Origin of the sequence: Kitasatospora sp. NPDC058243 (genome assembly GCF_042882025.1) — a bacterium.
Taxonomy (GTDB): Bacteria; Actinomycetota; Actinomycetes; order Streptomycetales; family Streptomycetaceae; genus Kitasatospora.
On sequence record NZ_JBHVWW010000012.1, the window covers coordinates 42147 to 65914 of the forward strand.

At 73.6% G+C, this 23768-nt stretch carries 18 protein-coding genes; 14 read left to right on the plus strand and 4 right to left on the minus strand.

Translation table 11 applies throughout. The annotated features are described in order from the left end of the window. The first annotated feature begins 14 nt into the window (after positions 1-14). Positions 15-4055 carry a beta-N-acetylglucosaminidase domain-containing protein gene (locus ACFVX9_RS11255; RefSeq protein ID WP_387981395.1) on the plus strand — a complete coding sequence of 1347 codons (4041 nt, stop codon included), beginning with the start codon at positions 15-17 and terminating at the stop codon, positions 4053-4055. Positions 4056-4316: 261 nt separating this feature from the next. On the opposite strand, the gene ACFVX9_RS11260 is transcribed toward ACFVX9_RS11255, so the two are convergent. Continuing rightward, a complete protein-coding gene (locus ACFVX9_RS11260) occupies positions 4317-4961 on the minus strand; it encodes an HNH endonuclease (protein WP_063349454.1) in 645 nt (214 codons plus the stop codon). A 436-nt stretch (positions 4962-5397) separates the two neighbouring features. On the opposite strand from ACFVX9_RS11260, the gene ACFVX9_RS11265 reads away from it, so the two are divergent. The 8 genes from ACFVX9_RS11265 (at position 5398) to ACFVX9_RS11300 (ending at position 14681) form a co-directional block, all read left to right on the plus strand. Continuing rightward, positions 5398-6579, plus strand: a complete 1182-nt coding sequence (locus tag ACFVX9_RS11265; protein WP_380376748.1) for a mechanosensitive ion channel family protein — start codon at positions 5398-5400, stop codon at positions 6577-6579. A gap of 235 nt (positions 6580-6814) precedes the next feature. Further along, positions 6815-8005, plus strand: a complete 1191-nt coding sequence (locus ACFVX9_RS11270) for an ROK family transcriptional regulator (RefSeq protein WP_244293469.1) — start codon at positions 6815-6817, stop codon at positions 8003-8005. A 180-nt stretch (positions 8006-8185) separates the two neighbouring features. Beyond that, a complete protein-coding gene (locus tag ACFVX9_RS11275) occupies positions 8186-9541 on the plus strand; it encodes an ABC transporter substrate-binding protein (RefSeq protein WP_380378686.1) in 1356 nt (451 codons plus the stop codon). Between the two features lie 23 nt (positions 9542-9564). After that, entirely contained in the window at positions 9565-10563 is a 999-nt protein-coding gene (locus ACFVX9_RS11280; protein WP_079135906.1) for a carbohydrate ABC transporter permease, read from the plus strand. A gap of 41 nt (positions 10564-10604) precedes the next feature. Next, positions 10605-11513, plus strand: a complete 909-nt coding sequence (locus ACFVX9_RS11285; protein WP_063351434.1) for a carbohydrate ABC transporter permease — start codon at positions 10605-10607, stop codon at positions 11511-11513. Beyond that, positions 11513-12802, plus strand: a complete 1290-nt coding sequence (locus tag ACFVX9_RS11290; protein WP_380378688.1) for a 6-phospho-beta-glucosidase — start codon at positions 11513-11515, stop codon at positions 12800-12802. The genes ACFVX9_RS11285 and ACFVX9_RS11290 overlap by 1 nt, the downstream gene beginning before the upstream one ends. A gap of 153 nt (positions 12803-12955) precedes the next feature. After that, positions 12956-13975: an N-acetylglucosamine kinase gene (locus tag ACFVX9_RS11295; RefSeq protein WP_380378690.1), complete on the plus strand. Its 1020-nt coding sequence runs from the start codon at positions 12956-12958 to the stop codon at positions 13973-13975. Positions 13976-14105: 130 nt separating this feature from the next. After that, entirely contained in the window at positions 14106-14681 is a 576-nt protein-coding gene (locus tag ACFVX9_RS11300; RefSeq protein ID WP_063349449.1) for a hypothetical protein, read from the plus strand. 33 nt (positions 14682-14714) lie between these two features. Here the strand turns inward: ACFVX9_RS11300 and ACFVX9_RS11305 are convergent, their stop codons facing one another. After that, a complete protein-coding gene (locus ACFVX9_RS11305) occupies positions 14715-15377 on the minus strand; it encodes a response regulator transcription factor (protein ID WP_063349448.1) in 663 nt (220 codons plus the stop codon). After that, the gene (locus ACFVX9_RS11310; RefSeq protein ID WP_380344702.1) at positions 15374-16549 is read right to left on the minus strand and encodes a sensor histidine kinase; all 1176 of its coding nucleotides are present in this window, start codon (positions 16547-16549) and stop codon (positions 15374-15376) included. Before ACFVX9_RS11310 ends, ACFVX9_RS11305 begins: the two co-directional genes overlap by 4 nt. Before the next feature lie 134 nt (positions 16550-16683). Here ACFVX9_RS11310 and ACFVX9_RS11315 point away from each other — a divergent pair, with 134 nt between their 5' ends. Further along, the gene (locus ACFVX9_RS11315; protein WP_063349447.1) at positions 16684-17598 is read left to right on the plus strand and encodes an ABC transporter ATP-binding protein; all 915 of its coding nucleotides are present in this window, start codon (positions 16684-16686) and stop codon (positions 17596-17598) included. Then, positions 17595-18458, plus strand: a complete 864-nt coding sequence (locus ACFVX9_RS11320) for an ABC transporter permease (RefSeq protein WP_380378693.1) — start codon at positions 17595-17597, stop codon at positions 18456-18458. The genes ACFVX9_RS11315 and ACFVX9_RS11320 overlap by 4 nt, the downstream gene beginning before the upstream one ends. A gap of 20 nt (positions 18459-18478) precedes the next feature. Here ACFVX9_RS11320 and ACFVX9_RS11325 read toward each other — a convergent pair whose 3' ends face one another. Then, entirely contained in the window at positions 18479-19246 is a 768-nt protein-coding gene (locus ACFVX9_RS11325; RefSeq protein WP_063349445.1) for a tyrosine-protein phosphatase, read from the minus strand. A gap of 361 nt (positions 19247-19607) precedes the next feature. On the opposite strand from ACFVX9_RS11325, the gene ACFVX9_RS11330 reads away from it, so the two are divergent. The 3 genes from ACFVX9_RS11330 to ACFVX9_RS11340 all read left to right on the plus strand — a co-directional run bounded on the left by ACFVX9_RS11330 (position 19608) and on the right by ACFVX9_RS11340 (position 23739). After that, positions 19608-20723 carry a PucR family transcriptional regulator gene (locus tag ACFVX9_RS11330; protein ID WP_380378696.1) on the plus strand — a complete coding sequence of 372 codons (1116 nt, stop codon included), beginning with the start codon at positions 19608-19610 and terminating at the stop codon, positions 20721-20723. A gap of 155 nt (positions 20724-20878) precedes the next feature. Next, a complete protein-coding gene (locus ACFVX9_RS11335; protein ID WP_380378698.1) occupies positions 20879-21613 on the plus strand; it encodes a hypothetical protein in 735 nt (244 codons plus the stop codon). 107 nt (positions 21614-21720) lie between these two features. Then, a complete protein-coding gene (locus ACFVX9_RS11340) occupies positions 21721-23739 on the plus strand; it encodes a flotillin family protein (protein WP_387981398.1) in 2019 nt (672 codons plus the stop codon). Positions 23740-23768: the final 29 nt, after the last annotated feature.

A 23768-nucleotide genomic window follows, 5' to 3' on the forward strand; every position in this document is an offset into this window, starting at 1 on the left:
GCGAGGAGGCTCCTGTGGAAGCCCGAGTGTCCGTTGTGGCCGGGCGGCGGCTGCGGCAGCGGTTGGAGCGGAGTGCGGCGTTGCGGGAGGTGCTGTACCACCCGGCGGCGCTGGCGGCGCGGCGGGCCACGGCACGGACGTGCCGTCAACTGGCGCCCAGGACGGCGGACCGGCTGATCGCCGGCCTCAAGGGGACGGAACCGCTGCTGGCGTCGGTGCGGGCGGAGCGGGCCCGGCGGGCGGCGGGGCGGCCGGGGCGGCGGACCCTGCAGATCGCGGCGGGGGTCGCGGCGGCGGCGGTGGTCGGCGGGCTGCTGGCCGGGCCGATGCCGTCGGCGGCGTACGCGGCGTCGGCGGGGCCGGACGTGGTGAGCAGCGCGCCGCAGACGCCGCTGGGGAGCATGACGAACCCGCAGGTGTTCCCGCGGCCGCAGGAGCAGACGGTGGCCGGCAAGCCGGTCGCGGTGCCGGCCGCGGTGACGCTGGTGCCGGCGCCGGACGCGGACCTCGGGGCGTTGGACGCCGTCCGGGAGGTGCTGGAGGTCGCCGGGGCGACGACCGTCACCCCGGAGCCGGACGCCGACGCGCCGGCCGCCGGGTCGCTGGTGGTGTACATCGGCGGACCGGCCGAGGGCGCCGACGGCCGGACGGACCGGGCGCTGCGCGCGCTGTCCGCCGCGGCCGGCGGCAAGGACGGCGCCGCCCCCTCGACCGCGGGCATGCCGGCCGGCGGGTACGTGCTGTCGGTCGGTCAGCTGCCGGCCCAGGGCGGCGGGACGTACGGCGCGGTGGTGCTGGCGGGCGCGGACGCGACGGGCACCTTCTACGCCGCGCAGAGCCTGCGCCAGCTGCTCGCCGCCGTCCCGGCCGGGCAGGGGCAGGCGCCGGGCGCCGCCGGGCTGGGCCTGCCCGGGATCACGCTGCGGGACTGGCCGAGCGGCGCGCCGGTGCGCGGCACCGCGGAGGCGTTCTACGGCAGCCCGTGGACGGCGCAGCAGCGGCTCGACCAGGTGGACTTCCTCGGCCGCTCCAAGCAGAACTTCTACCTCTACGCCCCCGGTGACGACCCGTTCCGGCTCTCCCGCTGGCGCGACGCCTACCCCGCCGCCCAGGCCGACGAGCTGCGCGAACTGGGCGGCCTGGCCCGGCGCGACCACGTCACGCTCGGCTACGCGATCGACCCGGGGCAGTCGCTCTGCTTCAGCTCCGGCAAGGACGTGGACGCGCTGGTGGCCAAGCTGGACGGGCTGCGCAAGCTCGGCTTCACCGCCTTCCAGCTCCAGTTCCTGGACGTCAGCTACGACGAGTGGCACTGCGGCGACGACCGCGACACGTACGGCACCGGCCCGGCTGCGGCCGCCAAGGCGCAGGCCGCGCTGGTGACCAAGGTGCGGGACCGGCTGATCGCGCGCAACCCGGGCCTGGCGCCGCTGTCCGTCGTGCCCACCGAGTACCACAAGCAGGGCGTCACGCCGTACCGCAAGGCGCTGGCCGCGGCGCTGCCGGACGGCGTGCAGGTGGCCTGGAGCGGGGGCGGGGTGATCCCGGAGAAGATCACCGGCGCCCAGGCCGCCGAGACCGGCGACCTGTACGGCCACCCGCTGGTCACCATGGACAACTACCCGGTCAACGACGCCAGCCCGGACCGGCTCTTCCTCGGCGCCTACACCGGGCGCGAACCGGAGGTGGCCACCCGCTCGGCGGTGATGCTCACCGGTGCCATGCAGCAGCCGGTGGCCTCCCGGATCGCCCTCGCCACGGCCGGCGACTTCGCCTGGAACCCGGCCGGCTACCGGCCGGAGGACTCCTGGCAGGCCGCGGTGCGCTCGCTCGCCGGCCCGACCGGCGCCGGCAGCACGCCCGCCGGCACCGCCCTGTCCGCGGTCACCGCGCTGGCCGGCAACAGCTCCTCCTCGCCGCTGTCCAAGCAGGAGTCCGGCTACCTGACGCCGCTGCTCGACCGGTTCTGGGCCGCCGCCGAGCCCACCTCGGGCACCGCGTCGGACCTCGCCAAGCTGATAGAGGCCGCCGCGCCCCTGCGGGACGCCTTCGCCGCGATGGCCACCGCCCAGCAGACCCTCGCCGGCACCCAGGCCACCGCCCAGCTCGCCGCCGAGGCCGCGCCCTGGCTCGCCCCGCTGCACGACTACGGGCTGGCCGGACAGTCCTCGCTGGACATGCTGCTGGCCCAGCACGGCGGCGACGGCGCGGCCGCCTGGAAGGCCCGGGTGGAGCTCAACCGGCTGCGCGAGCAGCTCGCGCAGAGCCCGGCCACGATCGGCGCGGACGTGCTCGCGCCGTTCCTGGAGCGGGCCGTCCAGGCCGCCGACAACTGGGCCGGGGTGGCCGGCGGCGGGATCACCCCGACCACCACCATGGGCACCGCGCACGACCACCTGCCCGCGCTGATGACCGACGGCGTGGCCGACACGTTCTACTGGAGCTCCGCTCCCCCGCAGCCCGGCGACGCGGTCGGCGTCGACCTCGGCGGCGGGCGCCCGGTCGGCGCCGTCACCGTGCTGATGGGCTCCTGGGGCAACGGGCCGGACGGCCGGAGCGCGGTCGACGACTACCTCCACGACGGCGTGCTGGAGTACAGCACCGGCGAGGGCGGCTGGAAGCAGCTCGCCGTGGTCAAGAACCAGAAGTCGGTCAGCGCCAAGCTGCCGGCCGGCCCGGTGGTGCGGGCCGTGCGGCTGCGGGCCACCGCCGCCCAGAAGACCGCCGTCGCGGTGCGCGAGTTCACCGTCACCGCGCCCGACGACGCCCCCGCCAGCGTCACCGGCGGCCCCGCCGCGCTGCCCGGCTCCTCGGCGTCCGCGGTGCTGGACGGCAACCCGGACACCGCGTACCGGGCCGCCAAGCCGCCCACCGCGCAGGACGAGCCGCTCACCGTCGAACTGGGCGCCGCCCGCCCGCTCGACCGGCTCACCGTGCTCACCGACCCGGGCGTGCACGCCACCGCCACCGTCTCGGTGCGCCGCTCGGACGGCGGCTGGACGGACATCGGCACCGTGCAGCCCGGCTACAACGAGCTGCCGGCCGGCGGGCAGGCCGCCGACGCGTTCCGGCTGACCTGGAAGCCGGGCGGCGACCCCCCGGTGGTCAACCAGGTGATCCCCTGGTACGCGGACGTCCCGGCGGCCCGGCTCAGCCTGTCCGACCCGACCCTGGACGTGGTGACCGGCGCCGCCGCGCCCGCCCAGACCCGGGCCACCGTCGAGGCCGGCCGCCCCGAGGGGACCACCGGCGAGCTGCGCACAGAGGTGCCGGCCGCGGCCAAGGGCCTGACCGTGACCCCGGCGGCCGGGGTGACCGTGCCGCGCGGCGGCCGCATCGGCGTGCCGCTGCTGGTCAGCGCCGATCCCGGGACGCCGTTCGGGACGTACCAGGTGCCGGTGCAGTTCGTGGCCGGCGCCACCACCGTGAAGCAGGTACTCCAGGTGCACGTGGTGCCGCCGACCAGCGGTCCGGACCTGGCGCTCCACGCGAAGGCCACCTCCTCGGGCGACGAGACGCCGAACTTCCCCGCCTCGGCGGTCACCGACGGTGACCCGAAGACCCGCTGGTCCTCCCCCGCCAAGGACGACGCCTGGGTGCAGCTGGAACTGCCGCAGACGACCCACCTGGGCGCGGCGGTGCTGCACTGGCAGGCCGCGTACGCCGCCGCCTACCGGCTCCAGGTCTCGGCGGACGGCACCACCTGGACCGACGCGGCGACGGTGGACAACGGCAGGGGCGGCGACGAGACCGTGCGCTTCGACGCGCCGGGCGCCCGGTTCCTCCGGGTGCAGGGCGTGGCCCGGGCCAACAAGTACGGCTACTCGCTGTGGGGCGTCGAGCTGTACGCCGTCACCCCGCCCGCCCCGCCGCAGCCGCCGACCGTCCCCCCGGCCCAGCCGGACGGCGGCGCCACCACCGCGCCCACCACCGCGCCCACGGCCCCGACCACGGCCCCGACCGCTCCGAGCGCCCCGGCCACGCCCCCGGCGGGCGGGACTCCGGGCGGTACGACAGGCGGCACGACGGGCGGGACAGCGCCGCCGAAGAAGTAGTCGCCGCGCTCCCCACCGGACAACGCGGCGGGGGGGCCTGTTTCCCCTCTGGGGGGGGGGGGGGCCATCGAGGGGACGAAAAACATGAAAGGGGGGGCGCTTTTTGGGGGGGGGGGAGGGGGGGGGGGGGGGGGGGAGAGAGGGGGGGTGGGCTAGGTCCCCGACGGAAAGAAGGGGGGGGCCGGGGGGTTCTTGGGGGGGGGGCGCGCCGGCCCATGAGGCGTACCGACGATATGACGGGCTGGCCCTTGTGGAGCGGGGTCAGGCGGAGAGCGGTTCGGGCTGCTCACCGCGGCGGACGGGGGCGGAGTGGGCCGAGTGCGCCCGGCCGAGCGGGACGGGGAGGCCCTGCTCGGTATGGTCGAGGTGCTCGTACTCGCCCCACTGCGGGGCGCGCAACTGGTCGGAGCCGCCGTACGGCTCCAGGTAGGGGCGCCAGCGCGGGTCCTTGATGCCGGTGCCGATGATCCGCCAGGCGAGGCCGCTGGGCGGGGCCGGTGGGCGCTTCATCCGCCAGCCGAGTTCGGTGAGGTGGCGGTCGGCCTTGGTGTGGTTGCAGCGGCGGCAGGCCGCCACCACGTTGTCCCACCGGTGCTGGCCGCCCCGGCTGCGCGGGATGACGTGGTCGACGCTGGTGGCGGCGGCCCCGCAGTAGACGCAGCGGCCGTGGTCACGGGCGAACAGCGCCCGGCGGGTGAGCGGGACGGGCCCGCAGAACGGGACCCGGACGAAGCGGGTCAGGCGGACGACGGACGGCGCCGGAAGGGCGCTGGTGGCGCTGTGCAGAGTGACTTCCGAGTCCTCCAGGCTGACCGCCTTGTGGTTGAGGACCAGGATGAGTGCGCGGCGCATCGATACGACGCCGAGTGGCTCGTAGGACGCGTTGAGGACCAGGACATGCGGCACGGATGCCTCCTTGGACGCCTGCGGCGCGTGGCTCGCGCCGGGACGAGCGGTTGGATCGCACAACTGGTGCGCGATCTCCCCCAGTGTCGCCTTACGCCTTTGTACGGCGCCACCACTCCTGTGTAACGGACCTGGTGTGAACTTCCGGTGTGGCTTCTGTCATAGCCGGTATGCCCTGGGGAAGGTCGGGTTGCACCCGGGTGCCCTCGGGGTGCCGCCCGTGGCCCTCCCGGGGGAGCGCTCGGCCGGTCGGAGCAGCGGCCGACCCCGTCGTCCGGGGGAGCGCACCGGTGCGCTGACGGGGCGTTCGCGTTGCTCCGTACGCCCTTCGGCGTGTCCGGTCGGGTGTTCGGCGCCGGTTAGGCTGAGGCGGACGGTCCGCGGGCCGCGTGCCGCGGCGCGGGCCCGCCACGCCCCCTTGCAGGAAGGCCCGCACGTGTTCCGCTCCGGCGCCACCGGTATCGCCGACGCGTCCTCGACGCTCTCCACTCCGACACCGGCGCCCAGCCCGACCGCGCCGCAGCTGCCGCAGCTGGACCTGAGAATCCCGACCAGCGCGCAGGAGGTCAGCGACACCACCAAGCAGGCCGCCAGCTGGTTCGACACGCACTGGCAGGGCTGGCTGGCCGGCGGGGTGCGGATCGTCTTCATCGTGCTGCTGGCACTGGTGCTGCGCGCCGTGGTGCGCAAGCTGATCACCCAGCTGATCACACGGATGGCGCGCTCGCACGACCACCACGAGGAGAGCCGGCTCGGCGGGCTGCTGGCCAACACCGGGGTGGTGAACCCGGAGCGGCGCCAGCAGCGGTCGGAGGCGATCGGCTCGGTGCTGCGCAGCGTGGCGTCGTTCTCCATCCTGGGCACGGCCGCGCTGATGGTGCTGTCCGCGCTGGGCGTGAACCTGGCGCCGCTGCTGGCCAGCGCCGGTGTGGCCGGTGTGGCGATCGGTTTCGGCGCCCGCAACCTGGTGACGGACTTCCTCTCCGGGGTCTTCATGATCATGGAGGACCAGTACGGCGTCGGCGACGAGATCGACACCGGGGTGGCCGCCGGCACGGTGCTGGAGGTCGGCCTGCGGGTGACCAAGCTGCGCGGGGCCAACGGCGAGATCTGGTACATCCGCAACGGCGAGGTGAAGCGGATCGCCAACATGAGCCAGGGCTGGTCGACCGCCTCGGTGGACGTGCAGGTCGGGTACAAGGAGGACCTGCTGCGGGTCGAGGACCTGATCCAGGAGACGGCCGAGGCGCTGTCCAAGGAGTCGCCGTACGACGAGCTGGTCTGGGCACCGGTGTCGATCCTGGGCGTGGAGTCGGTCGCGGCGGACTCGGTGATGGTACGGATCGAGGCGCGGACCGCGCCGGGCAAGGCGCCGGCCGTGTCCCGGGCGCTGCGCCAGCGCCTGAAGACGGCCTTCGACCAGGCCGGGATCAAGGTCAAGGAGGAGGCCGCGCCGGTGGCCGCCGCGGCGACGACGGCCCCGGCCACCGGGGTGGTGATCTCCCCCGCGACCGAGTCGGCGCCGCCGTCCGCGCTGTCCGACCCGACCTCGCCCCGGTACCGGGCGACCGAACCGATACCGGCGCCGAGGCCGGCCGACGACCTCGCCAAGCCGTAGGACTTCCAGGCCCGGCAGCACGAAGCCCCGTTCCCCAAGACCCTTGGGAAACGGGGCTTCGTGCTGCCCGGTAACGCTTCGGCATCCTCCGGGCCACGGACCATTGACACCCCGCTGACGGGGCCCGTACGGTCCTTCCCAAGCGACTGGAAACTTTCCTAACAGTTCGGCTCCCCGAACCCGAGGGTTCACCCTCGTCGCTCCCCCCACCAGCCGGAAGAGGAGGATTTCGCGCGTGACCAAGACCACCGCCAAGGCCCCCCTCGCCGGCACCCCCAGCCTGCTGCGCGCCATCAACGACCGCGCCGCCCTCGAACTGCTGCTGGAGAACGGACCGCTCTCCCGCACCCAGATCGGCACCCTGACCGGCCTCTCCAAGCCCACCGCCTCCCAGCTGCTGGCCCGCCTGGAGGCGGCCGGACTGGTCCTGCCGGTCGGCACCACCGCCGGCGGCCCCGGCCCCAACGCGCAGCTGTACGAGGTGAATCCGGCCGCCGGCCACGTCGCCGGACTGGACGTCACCAACAGCGAGATCAGAGTCGCCGTCGCCGACATCACCGGCTCCACGCTGGCCGAGCACGCCGTGCCGACCAAGGGCGTGCCGGCCGCCGAGACCGTCGCCAAGGTCGCCGCCGCCGTCGCCGAGACCGTCCGCGCCGCCGGGCTGGCCGCGGGCAGCCTGCGCACCGCCGCGATCGGCGTCGGCGGCGCCCCCGACCCGGTCACCGGCAAGCTGCGCTACGCCTCCCACCTGCCCGGCTGGCACTCGCCGCGGCTGGTCGAGGAGCTGTCCGAGGCGATCGGCGCGCCCGTGTCGATCGAGAACGACGTGAACCTCGCCGCCGTCGCCGAACAGGCCTCCGGCGCGGCGCGGGGCTCCGAGGACTTCGTCCTGCTCTGGGCCGGTGCGGGCACCGGCGCCGCGATCGTCATCGCCGGCCGGCTGCACCGCGGCTTCACCGGCGGCGCCGGGGAGGTCGGCTACATGCCGGTGCCCGGCTCACCGGTCGCGCGGGACGTGCGCCGCCGCAAGTTCGGCGGGTTCCAGGAGCTGGTCGGCACACCCGCCGTCCGGACCCTGGCCCGCGAGCACGGGCTCGGCGCGCCCACCGCCGAGGACTCGATCGCCAAGGCCCTGGAGACCCCGGGCGCCGGCGACGCCTTCCTCGTCGAACTGGCCGGCCGGCTCGCCGTCGGACTGGCCGCGATCGTCGCCGTCGTCGACCCCCAGCTGGTGGTCCTCTCCGGCGCGGTGCCCACCGCGGGCGGCGAGCGCCTGCGCGCCCTCGTCGAGGACGAACTGGCCAGGCTCTCCATCGCCCGGCCCGAGGTCCGCAGCAGCGCCCTGCCCGGCTCGCCCGTCCTGCTCGGCGCCCTGCAACGCGCGCTGGCGGACGCCCGCGAGGCGGTCTTCTCCACCCACTGACAGCCACCCGACTGACAGCCACCCACCGACAGCCGCTCACCGACGCTCACCGACGCCCACCCGCCGACGCTCCCCGGTCGCCCGCCACCCCGCACGCACCCTGCACCCACCTCTCCCCACCCCCGAACGCGGGCCCCGAGGCAATGACGCCTGCCCGCGCACCCCCAGGAGGACCTCGAAGTGCACTCCACCACCTCCCGCAGAGGCCGTCGCACGATCGCCGCCGTCACCGGCACCGCCGTCCTGGCCCTGCTCGCCACCGCCTGCACCGGCAGCAGCGAGAGCAGCGGCAGCGACGACTCGGCCAGCGGCAAGGACGTCACCATCACCTTCTGGCACGGCTGGAGCCAGGACAACGAGGTGAAGGCGATCAACGACAACATCGCCGCCTTCGAGAAGGCCCACCCCAACATCCACGTCAAGGCCGTGGACAACATCGCGGACGACAAGGTCAACCAGGCCCTGCGGGCCGGCGGCGACGACGCGCCGGACGTGGTCTCCTCCTTCACCACCAACAACGTCGGCATGTTCTGTTCGACCAAGGCGTTCACCGACCTCAAGCCGCTGCTGCAGAAGAGCGGCATCGACCCGGTCAAGACCTTCCCGGCCGCGATGCTCAACTACACGCAGTTCCAGGGCAACCAGTGCTCGCTGCCGCTGCTCGGCGACGCCTACGGCCTCTACTACAACAAGAAGGCCTTCGCCGACGCGGGCATCGCCAACCCGCCGAAGACCTTCAGCGAGTTCGCCGAGGACGCCAAGAAGCTGACCCTCGCGGACGGCGACGGCTACAAGCAGCTCGGCTTCATGCCGCTGTACCACGGCTACGAGTCGACCACCGAGCACTTCCTGGGCCAGTACGGCCCGACCTACTTCGGCGCCGACGGCAAGTCGAACATCGCCGCCGACCCGAAGGTCGCCGCGATGCTCAAGTGGCAGAAGGGCATGGTCGACCAGCTCGGCGGCTACACCAAGCTGGAGAAGTACCGCGCCACCTTCGGCGAGGAGTTCAGCGCCAAGAACCCCTTCCTCACCGGCAAGGTCGCGATGGCCATCGACGGCGAGTGGCGCACCGCCGCCCTCGCCGACAACAAGCCCGACTTCGACTGGGCCACCGCCGCGTTCCCCGTCCCGGACGACCAGGCCGACACCTACGGCCGCGGCTACCAGACCGGCACCATCGTCGGCATCGCCAGCAGCAGCAAGAAGCAGGCCGCGGCCTGGGAGCTGGTCAAGTACCTGACCACCGACACCGACGCGGTGGTCGGCTTCGCCAACGCGATCCACAACGTGCCCAGCACCTTCGACGCGCTCAACTCGCCGAAGCTGACGAACGACCCGAACTTCAAGACCTTCATCGACGTCGCCAAGAACCAGTACTCGGGCACCACCCCGGCGGCCGTCAACGGCAGCGGCTACATCGCCTCCCTGCAGAACCTCGGCTACGACTACGAGTCCGGCAAGCAGCCCGATCTCGCGGCCGGCCTCGCGGCCACCGCCAAGGAGATCGACGCCGCCATCGCCCAGGCGAAGTAGCGGAAACGGTCCACGGAGCTCCCATGTCACTCGCGTTCGGCACCCGCAAGGGCACCGGATCGACCGACCCGGCGGCGCCCTCCACGCAGCACCTGCTGCGCCGGAAGCGCCGCCGGGAGGCGGCCCGCACCCTCGCCTTCCTCTCCCCCTGGCTGATCGGCTTCGGTGTCTTCTTCCTGTACCCGCTGATCTCCACCGCCTACTTCTCCTTCACCAAGTACAACGGCTTCGGCGCCCCCACCTTCAGCGGCCTGAAGAACTGGGACTACGTCTTCAACGACCTCCCGGCGTTCTGGCAGGGCCTGCGCAACACCGTGTGGCTGGTCTTCATCATGGTGAGCCTGCGGGTCGCCTTCGGCCTCGGCATCGGCCTGCTCATCACCAAGGTCAAGACCGGCGCCGGCTTCTTCCGCACCGCGTTCTACCTGCCGTACCTGGCACCGCCGGTGGCCGCCACCGTCGCCTTCGCCTTCCTGCTCAACCCCGGCACCGGCCCGGTCAACCACTTCCTCGGTGAGCTCGGCCTCCCGCAGCCCGGCTGGTTCGCCAGCGCCGACTGGTCCAAGCCCGCGCTCACCATGCTCGCCATGTGGGGCATCGGCGACCTGATGGTCATCTTCATGGCCTCGCTGCTCGACGTCCCCAAGGAGCAGTACGAGGCCGCCGAACTGGACGGCGCCGGACCCTTCCAGCGGTTCCGGTACGTCACGCTGCCGAACATCTCGCCGATCATCATGTTCGCCGTGGTCACCGGCGTCATCCAGACCATGCAGTACTACACCCAGGCGATCGTCGCCGGGAAGGTCGCCGGCGGCATCGCGGGCAACTCCGGCCAGCAGTTCGAGCCCGGCTTCCCGCAGGGCTCCACCTGGACCCTGCCGCAGATGGTCTACAACCTCGGCTTCCAGCGCTTCAACTACGGCGCGGCGTGCGTCGTCGCCCTGGTGCTGTTCGCCATCTCGATGGCCGTCACCTCGCTCCTGCTCCGCCGCAAGTCCGGCTTCATGGCGAGCGACGACTAGTCCGTGTGCTGCGGACCCAGCGGACCGATGAGGACCCGATCATGACTCTCAGCTCCACACTCACCAAGGCGCCCGCCCCGGCCGGCCCCTCCCGCGCCTCCGGCCCGGCCGCCCGGGCGGCCCGCCGCCGCGCGATGCTCCACTGGGTGGCCGTGCACTCGCTGGCCATCGCCGCCGCGCTGTTCTTCCTGCTGCCGTTCGTCTTCGCCTTCCTCACCTCGGTGATGACCGACCAGCAGGCGCTCACCACCGACTACTGGCCGACCTCCTGGCAGTGGGGCAACTACGGCAAGGTCTGGGACACCCCCGGCTTCCTCACCTGGTGGCGCAACACCCTGCTCTACGCGGGCCTCGGCACCGTACTGACCATCGTCTCCAGCCTGCCGGTCGCCTACGCGCTCGCCAAGTTCCGCTTCCGGGGCCGCAACCTGGCGCTGATGGCCGTCATCGCCATGATGATGCTCCCGCCGCAGGTCACCGTCATCCCGATGTACCTGTTCTGGGCCAAGCAGCTCGGCCTCGGCGGCTCGCTCTGGCCGCTCATCATCCCGATGGCCTTCGGCGACGCGTTCTCGATCTTCCTGCTGCGCCAGTTCCTGCTGACCATCCCCAAGGAGTACATCGAGGCCGCCCGGATCGACGGCTGCGGCGACCTGCGCACCCTGCTGAAGGTCGTGCTGCCGATGGCCAAGCCGGCCATCGCCGCCGTCGCCCTGTTCCAGTTCTTCTACTGCTGGAACGACTACTTCGGCCCGCAGATCTACGCCAGCAACAACCACGCGGCCTGGACGCTCTCGTACGGCCTGGAGTCGTTCAAGGGCGCCCACCACACCAACTGGAACCTCACCATGGCCGCCACCCTCCTCGTGATGGCACCGGTGATCATCCTCTTCTTCTTCGCACAGAAGGCCTTCATCGAAGGCGTGACACTGACAGGGGTCAAGGGCTGATGTCCGCACTCAAGTTGGCAATCGTCGGCGGCGGTTCGACGTACACCCCGGAGCTGATCGACGGCTTCGCCCGGCTCCGCGACACCCTGCCGATCGGCGAGCTGGTGCTCATCGACCCGGCCGCCGACCGGCTGGAGCTGATCGGCGGGCTCGCCCGGCGGATCTTCGCCAAGCAGGGGCACGGTGCCGTCGTCACCACCACCGTCGACGTCGAGGCCGGTGTCGCCGACGCCGACGCCGTGCTGCTGCAACTGCGCGTCGGCGGGCAGGCCGCCCGCAACCGGGACGAGACCTGGCCGCTGGAGTGCGGCTGCGTCGGCCAGGAGACCACCGGCGCCGGCGGCCTCGCCAAGGCGCTGCGCACCGTCCCGGTCGTCCTCGACATCGCCGAGAAGGTCCGGCGCGCCAACCCGGACGCCTGGATCGTCGACTTCACCAACCCCGTCGGCATCGTCACCCGCGCGCTGCGCAACGCCGGCCACAAGGCCGTCGGCCTGTGCAACGTCGCCATCGGCTTCCAGCGCAAGTTCGCGACCCACCTCGGCGTCGACCCGGAACTGATCCGGCTCGACCACGTCGGCCTCAACCACCTCACCTGGGAGCGCGGCGTCACCCTGCTCGACGCCCCGGGCTCGACGACGGGCCGGGAGGTGCTGCCGGAGCTGCTCGCCGCGCACGGCAAGGCCATCGCCGAGGACCTGCACCTGCCGCAGCCCGTCATCGAGCGGCTCGGCGTCGTACCGTCCTACTACCTGCGCTACTTCTACCAGCACGACGCCGTCGTCGAGGAACTCAAGGTGCAGGGCTCGCGGGCCGCCCAGGTCGCCGAGATCGAGCGGCAGCTGCTGGAGATGTACGCCGACCCGGCCCTCGACACCAAGCCGGAACTCCTCGGCCAGCGCGGCGGCGCGTTCTACTCCGAGGCGGCGGTCCAGCTGATCGCCGCGCTGCTCGGCACCGGCGGCGGGACGTCCGTACAGGTCGTCAACGCGCCGAACAACGGCGTGCTGCCGTTCCTGCCCGACGACGCCGTCATCGAGGTCCCGGCCGAGGTCGACGCCAACGGCGTCCGGCCGCTCCCCCAGCGGGCCGTCGAGTCGCTGTACGCCGGCCTCATCGCCGCCGTCACCGCGTACGAGCACCTCGCCCTCGACGCCGCCCTGCACGGCGGCCGCGACCGGGTCTTCGACGCCCTGCTCGCCCACCCGCTGGTCGGCCAGCTCGAACTCGCCGACCAGCTCACCGATCGGCTGCTCGCCCACAACCGCGAGCACCTCGCCTGGGCCTGACGGCCCGGGGCCCGGCTACGCCCCCGGGCCCCGCCGGGAAAGCCGCCCGGCCCGCGATATGAGGGTGTCGCGGGCCGGGCACTGCGAGGAGACCGACCACCCCCGGCCGGGGACAACGCCACGGCCGGGCCACGTACGAGCCGCGGGGACCTGATGACCCACCAGCCCGAACCGATCCTGCCAGGCGTCCTCGCCATCGACGCCGGCAACTCCAAGACCGACGTCGCCCTGATCGGCGCCGACGGCACCGTCCACGGCACCGCCCGCGGCGGCGGCTTCGCACCCCAGAAGATCGGCGGCGCCGCCGCCGTCGCCGGCCTCGCCCCGCTCGTCGAACAGGCCGCCGCCGCGGCCGGCCACCCCGCCTGGAGCGGCGTCCTCACCAGCCACGTCAGCGCCTGCCTGGCCAACGCCGACCTGCCCGTCGAGGAGGAGGCCCTGCGCGCCGCGCTGGAATCCCACCCCTGGGGCGCCAGCAACACCGTCGTCAACGACACCTTCGGCCTGCTGCGGGCCGGCACCGACGGCCCGCGCGGCGTCGCCGTCGTCTGCGGCGCCGGCATCAACTGCGTGGGCCTGCTGCCCGACGGCCGCACCGCCCGCTTCCCCGCCCTCGGTGAGCTCACCGGCGACTGGGGCGGCGGCGGGGGCCTGGCCGTCACCAGCATGTGGCACGCCGTCCGCCACGAGGACGGCCGCGGCGGCCCCACCGGGCTCTCCCGCGCCATCGCCGAGCACTTCGGCCTGCCCAGCGCCGGCGCCGTCGCCGAGGCCGTCCACCTCGGGCACCTGCCGACCAGCCGGCTGCACGAGATCGTCCGGGTGCTGTTCGCCGTCGCGGAGCAGGGCGACGAGGTCGCCCTGGGGCTGATCGACCGCCAGGCCGACGAGATCGTCCGGCTCGCCGTCGTCGCCCTGCGGCGGCTGGAACTGCTCGACACGCGGACCCCGCTGGTGCTCGGCGGCGGCGTGCTCGCCTCCCGGCAGCCGCTGCTGATCGACAACCTGACCGTCCGTCTGGCCGAGGCCGCGCCGCTCGCCGAACCGCGGGTCGTCGTCGCGCCGCCCGTCCTGGGCGCGGCCCTGCTCGGACTCGACCACCTCGGGGCGGGCCCCGCGGCCCAGGCCCGGCTGCGCGAGGCGTACGAGGCGCAACGGCCCGTCGCCGTCTGACCGTTACGCCGCCCCTCAAGACTCCCGCCGCCGCCGGATCCGCACATCCGGCGGCGGCGGGAACCACAGCCCGTGCACCAGTCGTGTACCTGTGTGACGAGTTCCGCCGCCGTCCGGGGAGACTAGTGCCATGGCCGTGCCCCGAACCCTCCTCGCCGCGCTGCTCTGCTGCACCGCCGCAGCCGCCCTCGCCGCCTGCACTCCCGCCGACTCCGCGCCCACCATCGCCGCCGCCTCCGCCGCCGCCGTCGCCGACGGGGCGTACGACGACGAGGACGACCTGCTGGACGACGACCTCGCCGGCCCCGAGCCCAGCATGGACACCTCCCCCTCCCCCTCCGCCGACTGCGCCACCCCGACCCCGACCGAACGCCCCGGGCACACCGTCCTCGTGGTCATCGCCACCGACGACGGCGACGTCACCGCCCAGCCCGCCCGCTACTCCTGCGACGAGGCCCGCTACGAGGGGACGGGAGCGCCGGCCCGCTACGGCTTCGCGACCGCCGGGGTCGAGGCCACGCTCGTCGACCACCCGCACGCCGACCCGACCAGACCCGTCCGGCTGGAGGACGTGCTCGGGCACCTGGAGGACTGCCTGGCCGAGCACGAACCCGACCCGCCGTACGGGTGCTACGGCAACGTGTACGACGTGGTGCTGGACTCGCACGGGCGGATCATGCGGATCGGGGAGCTGGTCGGGCCGTGATCCGGCCGTGGACCGGCTGAGCTCGGAACCGGCTCAGGACGGGGCGACGAGGCCGAACTCGTAGGCCTGGATGACCAGGTGGACCCGGTCCCGGGCGTCCAGCTTGGTGAACAGCCGGGCCACGTGCGCCTTGGCGGTGGCCACGCTGATGGTCAGCTCCTCGGCGATCTCGCCGTTGGACAGCCCGCGGCCGACCAGCGTCAGCACCTCGCGCTCGCGGTCGGTGATCCCGTCGACCGTCGCCCGGCCGGACCGGGCGGCGGCGGGCTGCGGGCGGGCGGCGAACTCGCCGATCAGCCGGCGGGTGATGCTCGGCGCGATCAGGGCGTCCCCGGCGGCGACCACCCGGACGCCGTCGAGGATGGTCTCCAGGGCGAGGTCCTTGACCAGGAAGCCGGCCGCCCCGGCCCGCAGCGCGCCGTACACGTAGTCGTCGTCGTCGAAGGTGGTGAGGACGAGGACGTGGGTCGGCAGGCCGGGGTCGGCGGTGATCCGGCGGGTGGCCTCGATGCCGTCCATGCCGGGCATCCGGATGTCCATCACGGCGACGTCGGGGCGCAGCCGGCCGACCAGTTCCACCGCCTCGGCGCCGTTGCCGGCCTCGCCGACGACCTCCAGGTCCGGGGTGTCGGCGATGAGCACGCGCAGACCGGTGCGGATGAGCGGCTGGTCGTCGACCAGGACGACACGGATCACGGGGAGACCTCCACGGGGAGCGGCAGTCGGGCGGCGACCTGGAAACCGCCCGCGGGGCGCGGGCCGGCGCTGAACTCGCCGTGCAGCAGGCCGACCCGCTCGCGCATGCCGGCGATGCCGTAACCGGAGCCGGCGGACGGCCCGCCGGCTCCGGCGCCGAGGTCGACGACGGTGACGGCGACCTCCTCGGGGCCGTAGTCGACGGTGACCCGGCAGTCCCGGGTGCCGGAGTGCTTGACCACGTTGGTGACCGCCTCCTGCACGATGCGGTAGGCGGCGAGGTCCACCTCGGGCGGCAGCGGGCGGGGCTCGCCGAGGCGGGTGAGCGCGACCCGCACGCCCGCGCCAGCCGTCTGCTCGACCAGCCGGTCCAACTCGCCCAGCCCCGGGGCGACCTCCATCGGCGCGGACTCCGGCTCGCCCTGGCGCAGCGCCCCGAGCATCCGGCGCAGCCCGGCCAGGGTCTCCCGGCTGGTCGCCTCGATGGCGTTCAGCGCGTTGCGGGTCTCGGCGGGCTGGGTGTCCATGACCCGGCTGCCCATCCCGGCCTGGATCGCGATGATGCCGATGCTGTGGGCGACCATGTCGTGCAACTCGCGGGCGATCCGCAGCCGTTCGGCGGTGATCGCCTGCTCGGTGGCGCGGCCGCGCAGGGCCTCGGTGTGCGCCCGGCTCTGCCGGACGGTGTTGCCGACCAGCCAGGCGATCGCGGCGGTCGAGGCGAACGCGGCTTGGGCGACGAAGTCGGTGTGGTAGTCGTTCGCCACCCGCCAGACCGCCAGGGCGGCCACCAGGGCGACCGGCATCGCGGCGGCGCACAGCGACACGGCCCGGGAGCGGGTGGCCGTGCAGTAGCCGATCGCCGCCTCGGCGAGCAGCAGCTGCACCACGGCCGTCTCCTGGATCCGCATGCCGATCGTGAACGCGCACGCGGCCAGCGGGATCGCCACCGCCAGCAGCGGAAGCCGGACCAGCAGCGACGCCATCAGGGTCGTGACCACCGCGGTGACCAGCAACGGCATGTCCTCGAAGTTGCCGTTGTAGCGGAACAGGTGGGCCAGCTCGTTGCTCCGCTGGAAGCTGCGGAACGTGATGACGGCCACCCAGAACGCCGCCACCCAGACGCCCGGCGGCAGGCGCCTGAACAGGGGCGGACGAGGGTTGGTGATCATCGCCCGATGGTAGCGGCGGCCCGCGCGGCGGCGCATTGGCCCGAGGGCGTAATCCCCCGGGCCAGTGCGGCCGCCGGCGGTTGTGGCCCGCGGCCCGATGCCCGTCCGGGGCCCCGGACGGCACCGTTGTCCCCGTGATCGAGATCGAGCGACTGACCAAGCGGTACGGCGCCACCACGGCCGTCGACCAGTTGACCTTCACCGTCCGGCCGGGCACCGTCACCGGCTTCCTCGGCCCCAACGGCGCCGGCAAGTCCACCACGCTGCGGATGATCCTGGGGCTGCACACCCCGACCGAGGGGTCCGTCACGGTGGACGGCGTGCCCTTCGCGGACCGGCCGCGCGGACTGCGCCACGTCGGCGCCCTGCTGGACGCCCAGGACGTGCACGGCGGGCGCAGCGCCCGGGCCCACCTGTCGGCGCTCGCCCGCGGCAACCGCATCCCGCTCCGCCGGGTGGACGAGGTGCTCGCCGAGGTCGGCCTCGGCAAGGCCGCCGGGCGCCGGATCGGCGGCTACTCGCTGGGCATGAAGCAGCGGCTCGGCATCGCCGGCGCGCTGCTCGGCGACCCGCCGGTGCTGCTGTTCGACGAGCCGCTCAACGGCCTCGACCCGGAGGGCGTGCTGTGGGTGCGCGGCCTGTTCCGCCGCCTCGCCGAGGAGGGGCGGACGGTCTTCGTCTCCAGCCACATGATGGCCGAGATGGAGCACACCGCCGACCGGCTGGTGGTGATCGGCCGGGGCCGGCTGATCGCGGACGAGAGCCTGGCGGAGTTCTCCGCCCGCAACGCCGTCACCAGCGTGGCCGTCCGGGCGCCCGAACTGCCGTCGCTCGCCGAGGTGTTGCGGGCCGAAGGGGCGGCCGTACGGCAGGCGCAGGAGCCGGACGGGGCGGTGGTGACCGGGCTGCCCGCCGCCCGGATCGGCGAACTCGCCCTGCGGCACGGCCTGGTGCTGCACGAGCTCGCCACCCGTACCTCGTCCCTGGAGTCGGCGTTCATGTCGCTGACCGCCGACAGCGTCGAATACCTGGCAGGAGATGCCCGATGAGTACCGCCGCCCTCGCCCCCGCCCGCCCCCGCACCCGCCCGGCCGAGCCGCGGCCCCGGTTCGGCGACCTGCTCGCCGCCGAGTGGATCAAACTGCGCTCGCTGCGGTCCACGTACTGGGTGCTGGCGCTGGCCTCGCTGGCCGCGATCGTGGTCAACCTGAACGCCGTCCACACCGACCTGACCTACATCGACCACCCCCGCCCGCCGGTGCCCGGCTTCCCGCCGTACCGGTACGACCCGCTGTACCACGGCCTCAGCAGCATCTCCGGCGCCCTGATGGCCGTCGCGGCCGGCAGCCTCGGCGCGATCACCGTGTTCGGCGAGTACACCACCGGCATGATCCGCACCACCTTCGCCGCGGTGCCCGACCGGCGGGGCGTGGCCGTGGCCAAGGTGGTGCTGGTCGCCGGCCTCACCTCGCTCGCCGGGGCGGTGGTGTCCGCGGTGTCCTTCTTCGGCAGCAACGCCATGCTGGCCTCCCGGCACGCCGGGCTCTCCATCACCGACGAGGGCTGCCTGCGGGCCGTCCTCGGCTACGCGGCGATCGTGCCCGTCTGCGCGCTGATCGGGATGGCCCTCGGCGCCCTGCTGCGGCACGCCACCGCTTCGATCGTCTCGCTGGTCATGCTGCTGTTCATCGTGCCGATGCTGTTCGGTGGCGACCGCTACCGCTGGCTGAAGGAGATCGGCAACCACCTGCCGCTCGCCGCCGAGGGGAGGCTGACGATCAACCCCAACTCCTCGACGACGATGGGCAAGTACGCGCCGAGCGTGCTCGACTCCTGGATCACCCTGGGCGCCTGGGCGGCCGTCGCGCTGGCGGCGACGGTGGTCCTGATGCGGCGGCGGGACGTCTGACCCCGACGGAAGCCGGGGTGTCAGGCGGCCGAGGTCGCCGCGGCGGCCGCCTTGGCGCGGAAGGCGCCGAGGGTGGCGGCGGGGACGCCGCAGGCGGGGAGGAAGGCCTCGGCGCCGCCGTGGCGGGTGCGGACGCGGTCGAGGAAGACGGCCATGGCCTCCGCCGGGGCGTCGAGGAGCGGGGCGGGGATGGTGAGTTCGCGGCCCTCGGAGTCGGTGACCCGGGCGCCGCGGGCGTTGAGCGCGGTGCGGTGGCGCTCGGAGAGGCCGGCGAAGATCTGCGGCAGGGCGTCGGCGGTGCGGGCGTAGTCGGCGACGATCCGCTCGGCGGGCACGCCGAGGAGGTCCAGCAGCAGGGCGGTCAGCAGGCCGGTGCGGTCCTTGCCGGCGGCGCAGTGCAGGAGGACGGCGCCCGGGCGGGCGGCGGCCTCGACGGCGGCGGTGACGGCCTCGGGCGCGGACTCGGCCAGCAGCACGTAGTAGTCGCCGAGGTCGGCGGCGGTGGCCATGGTGCGCATCCGGGCGGCGAGGCCGTCGCCGGTGGGGTTCACCGGGGCCGCGACGACGGCTATCCCGGCGGCCTCGGCGGCGGCCCAGTCGGCGGGGTCGGTCTCGCGGGTGTCGCGCAGGTCGACGATGGTGCGGATGTCGCAGGCGCGCAGCTGGGCGACGGTCGCCTCGTCGGCGGCCGGGAACGGCTGGGCGGAGCGGTACAGCACGCCGGGGCGGATCCGCCGGCCCTCGGGGTCGCCGAGGACGGCGGGGTCGCGGAAGTTGACCAGGGACATGCGCGGGCCTTTCGGTGGGGCCGTGGGGGGAGGGGGCCTGACATCCAGACGTCCATCTGGACGTCTAGATGTCTAGTCCCTCCCCGGGGTGCGGAGCAAACCACGGTCGCCCGCACCCCTCCATCCCACCCCCGCCGACCGGCCCCGTCGACCGGAGGGAGGGGACGGGAAGAAGGAGGGCGGGGAACCGGCGGTGGGCAGGCGGCGGCCGAGCCGTCCCGGATGGACACGGTGATCCGGACCTCCGCCCGGCCCGCGATAGCGCCAGGTCAGCCGCCCACCCCGCACCGTTCGGCACCGTATCGATCCTGCTAAAGTTCCGCGCCGGATCATCACGCGTCACGGGGGGCGGAGTACCGCGGTGTCCGAGGGGACCGAGCACGACATACCCACCGAACTCGCCGAGGTCTACCTCGGGCTGCTCGCCGACGCCTCCCGCACCGGGAGGCTGCTGCGCCGGGACGAACTGGAGTGCCTGCGCACGCTGGGCGAGCACTGCGCCGAGGCCGGGTACGGGCTGCGCGACGTCGTCGCGCACTGCCTGTCGGCCACCCGGCGGGCCTGGCAGACGCTGCCGGGCATCACCGCGGCAGGCGGCGTCGGGGAACTGCGCCGGATCGGCGACGCCGTGCTCGCGGCGACCGAGGCCGCACTGGCCGCACTCGGCGAGGGGCACGAACGCGCGCAACGCATGGCGGTCCGCCAACAGGAGTCCGCGCGGCGCGAGTTCATCGACGACCTGCTGTACGGCCGCAGCGACCTGGGCCTGCTGGCGGAGCGCGCCGAGCGGTTCGGGCTGCGGCTGGCGGGCGCGTACGCGGTGGCGGTGGCCGTCGGCGACACGCCGTACGCAGACGTCCACCCGCTGGTGCACCGGGTGGAACGGGAGCTGGTCGGGCGGTTCGGCGAGCGGGACGTCCTGCTCGCCGGCAAGGACGGCCGGCTGGTGTGCATCGCCCCGGACACCGAACGCGCCGTCCTGGAGGCCTTCGCCGACCTGACGCTGCGCCCCGGCCCCGGCTACCGCCCGGTGCTGCGGGTGGCCACCGGGCGCCGGCACTCGGGGGCCAGCGGGGTGCTGCGCAGCTACGAGGAGGCGCTGGGCGCGCTGGACTACGCGGACCGGCTGGACCTGCCGGCACAGCAGCTGAAGGCCGAGGAACTGCTGGTCTTCCCCGTGCTGATGCGCGACCGGGCGGCGATGGCCGACCTGGTGCGCAGCGTGCTGGGCCCGCTGACCGAGGCGCGCGGCGGCGCCCGCCCCTTGCTGGACACCATCGCGGTGCAGGCGGAGGCCGCGTACGTGAACGCGGAGGCGGCCCGGCGGCTGGGGCTGAGCGTGCGCACGCTCGGCTACCGGCTGGAGCGGATCAAGGCGCTGACCGGCTACGACCCGTCGGACGCCCTGCAGCGGTTCACCCTGGAGACGGCGGCGATGGGGGCCCGGCTGCTGAACTGGCCGGAGCAGCCGCTGTAGACGGCGGCCAAACGCCCCCGGGCCGTGCGTTCCAGGGTGTCAAAGGGCCGTAAAGATTGCCGGATCCTGGCAATGTGCGAACGGCCCCTCCGCTGTCACGATCTCCATGGCGCCGAGGTGCGGCGCCGTGGGAACAGCGGGGGAGCGTGGCCGGGATGGGGGGATTCGTCGCGGCCGCGCTGGCTTTTCCGACGGCGCTGTTCAGCTTCGCGCTGGTGGTGGTGGTCGGGTACTGGCTGCTGATGCTGGTCGGCGGCCTGGGCTTCGACGCCCTGCACGGGGGACACGGCGTCGGGCATGCCGGTCACGTCGGCCATGCCGGTCACGCGGGCGACCTGGGCCACGGTGCCGGGGGGCACGCGACCCACGGGGGACACGGGGGACCCGGTGCCCAGGACGGGCACGGCGCCGACGGCCGGGGCGCCCACCACCACGGAGGCGTGCTGGGCGCGCTGGGGCTGGGCGGGGTGCCCGTGACGGTGGCGGTGTCGCTGCTGGTCGCGCTCGCCTGGTTCGTCAGCCTGGCCGGCACCGTCCTCACCTCGGGGGCACCGGCGCGCGGCGGCGTGTTCGCCGTCGCGCTGGTCGCCTCCTGGGCGGGTACCCGGCTGCTGGTCCGGCCGCTGTCCCGACTGTTCCCCGAGGACCGTCCGGCGACCCGGGGGGACTTCGTCGGCCGCGTCTGCGTGATCCGCACCGGCCGGGTGACGGCCGACTTCGGGCAGGCGGAGGTCACCGCCGAGGACGGCTCCACCGCGACCGTCCAGGTCCGCACGCTCACCGAGGAGCCCGGGCTGGCGGCCGGCCGCACCGCCCTGATCTTCGACTACGACGCCGACGGCGAGCACTTCCTGGTGGCGCCGTTCGACCCGGCGCTACCGGGCGGCTGACTCCCCCGGGCTGCGCCTGAGGGCCGCAGGCGTCCGCTTGTTCCGCTTATCTCTCTCTCATCCGCTCGACTTCGCACCATCTCGTCATCTCGTCAAAGGACTCCGTGATGGACACCATCGCCGTGGGTTTCGGCATTCTCGTCGCCGTCGTACTGCTCATCGTGCTCGCCATGCTGCTGTTCGTGGGCCGCTTGTTCCAGAAGGTCGAGCAGGGCAAGGCGCTGATCGTCTCCCGCACCAAGAAGGTGGACGTCACCTTCACCGGCGCGATCGTCCTCCCGGTGCTGCACAAGGCCGAGTTGATGGACATCTCGGTGAAGACGGTGGAGATCCACCGCGCCGGCCGGGACGGGCTGATCTGCCGGGACAACATCCGGGCGGACATCCGGATCTCCTTCTTCGTGCGGGTGAACAAGACCGTCGAGGACGTCATCAAGGTCGCGCAGGCCATCGGCACCGCCCGCGCCAGCGACCCGTCCGCGATCCAGGAGTTCTTCGCGGCCAAGTTCGCCGAGGCGCTGAAGACCGTCGGCAAGCAGCTCGACTTCACCGACCTCTACACGCACCGGCACGAGTTCCGGGACCAGATCATCGCGGTCATCGGCACCGACCTCAACGGCTACACCCTTGAGGACGCGGCCATCGACCACCTCGAACAGACCCCGATGAACCAGCTGGACTCCGACAACATCCTCGACGCCCAGGGCATCCGCAAGATCACCGAGCTGACGGCGATCGAGCACGTGCGCACCAACGAGTACCAGCGCACCGAGGAGAAGGAGATCACCCGGCAGAACGTGGACGCCCGGGAGGCCGTCCTCGAACTCCAGCGCCGCCAGGCCGACGCCGAGATCCGCCAGCGCCGCGAGATCGAGACCCTGCGGGCCACGGAGGACGCGGTGATCGCCCGGGTCCAGGAGGAGGAGCGGCTGAACGCCCAGACCGCCTTCCTCCGGACCGAGGAACTGCTCGGCGTGCAGCGCGAGAACCAGGCCCGCGAGGTCGCGGTGGCGCAGAAGAACCGCGAGCGGGTGATCGCCGTGGAGAACGAGCGGATCGAGAAGGACCGCCTGCTGGAGGTCATCGGCCGCGACCGGGAGACCGAACTCGCCACCATGGCCAAGCAGAAGGAGGTCGAGTCCCGCCGGCGGGAGGTCGCCGACGTGGTCCGCGAGCGGGTGGCGGTGGAGCGCACCGTCGCCGAGCAGGAGGAGGCCGTCAAGACGCTGCGCGCCACCGAGGACGCCGAGCGCACCCGCCGCGCGGTGATCATCCAGGCCGAGGCGCAGGCGCAGGAGAAGCTCGTCAAGGACATCAAGGCCGCCGAGGCCGCCGAGCAGGCCGCCTCGCACAAGGCCCGCGAGTCGCTGGTGCTGGCCGAGGCCCGCCAGCAGACCGCCGAACTGGACGCCACCGCCAAGATCCGGATGGCCGAGGGCATCCGGGCGGAGGCCGCCGCCGAGGGGCTGGCCCAGGTGCAGGTGCGCGAGCAGGAGGCCGCGGCGGTGGAGAAGGTCGGCCGCGCCGAAGCCGCCGTCCAGGCCGAGAAGGCGAAGGCCGCCGCGCTGGAGATCGGCGCCAAGCTGAAGGCCGAGGCCGAGGGCCTCACCGAGAAGGCCGCGGCGATGGCGAAGCTGGACGAGGCCTCGCGCGGGCACGAGGAGTACCGGCTGCGGCTGGCCGCCGAGAAGGACGTCCGGCTGGCCGGGCTGGACACCCAGCGGCAGATCGCCGAGGCGCAGGCCGCGCTGGTCGCGGCCGGGCTGGAGAAAGCGAAGATCGACATCGTCGGCGGGGACGGGGTGTTCTTCGACCGCCTGGTGCAGTCGGTGACGGCCGCCAAGAGCGTCGACGCCTTCGTCGGGCACTCGCAGACCGCCCAGGCCCTGGCCGGGCCCTGGCTCGACGGCAGCGCCAGCTTCACCGAGGACCTGACCCGGGTGCTGTCCTCGGTGTCCACGACGGACGTGCAGAACCTGACGGTGTCCGCGCTGCTGATGCGGATGATCGGCGCCGGAGGCGGCGAGCAGGCCGGGCAGCTGCGGCAACTGCTCACCTCGGCACAGAAGTTGGGGATCGCCGAGACGTCGATCGGGACGCTGGCGTCGGTCAACGGCTCCAAGTGAGCACCTGACGCGCCCGAGTACCTGACGCG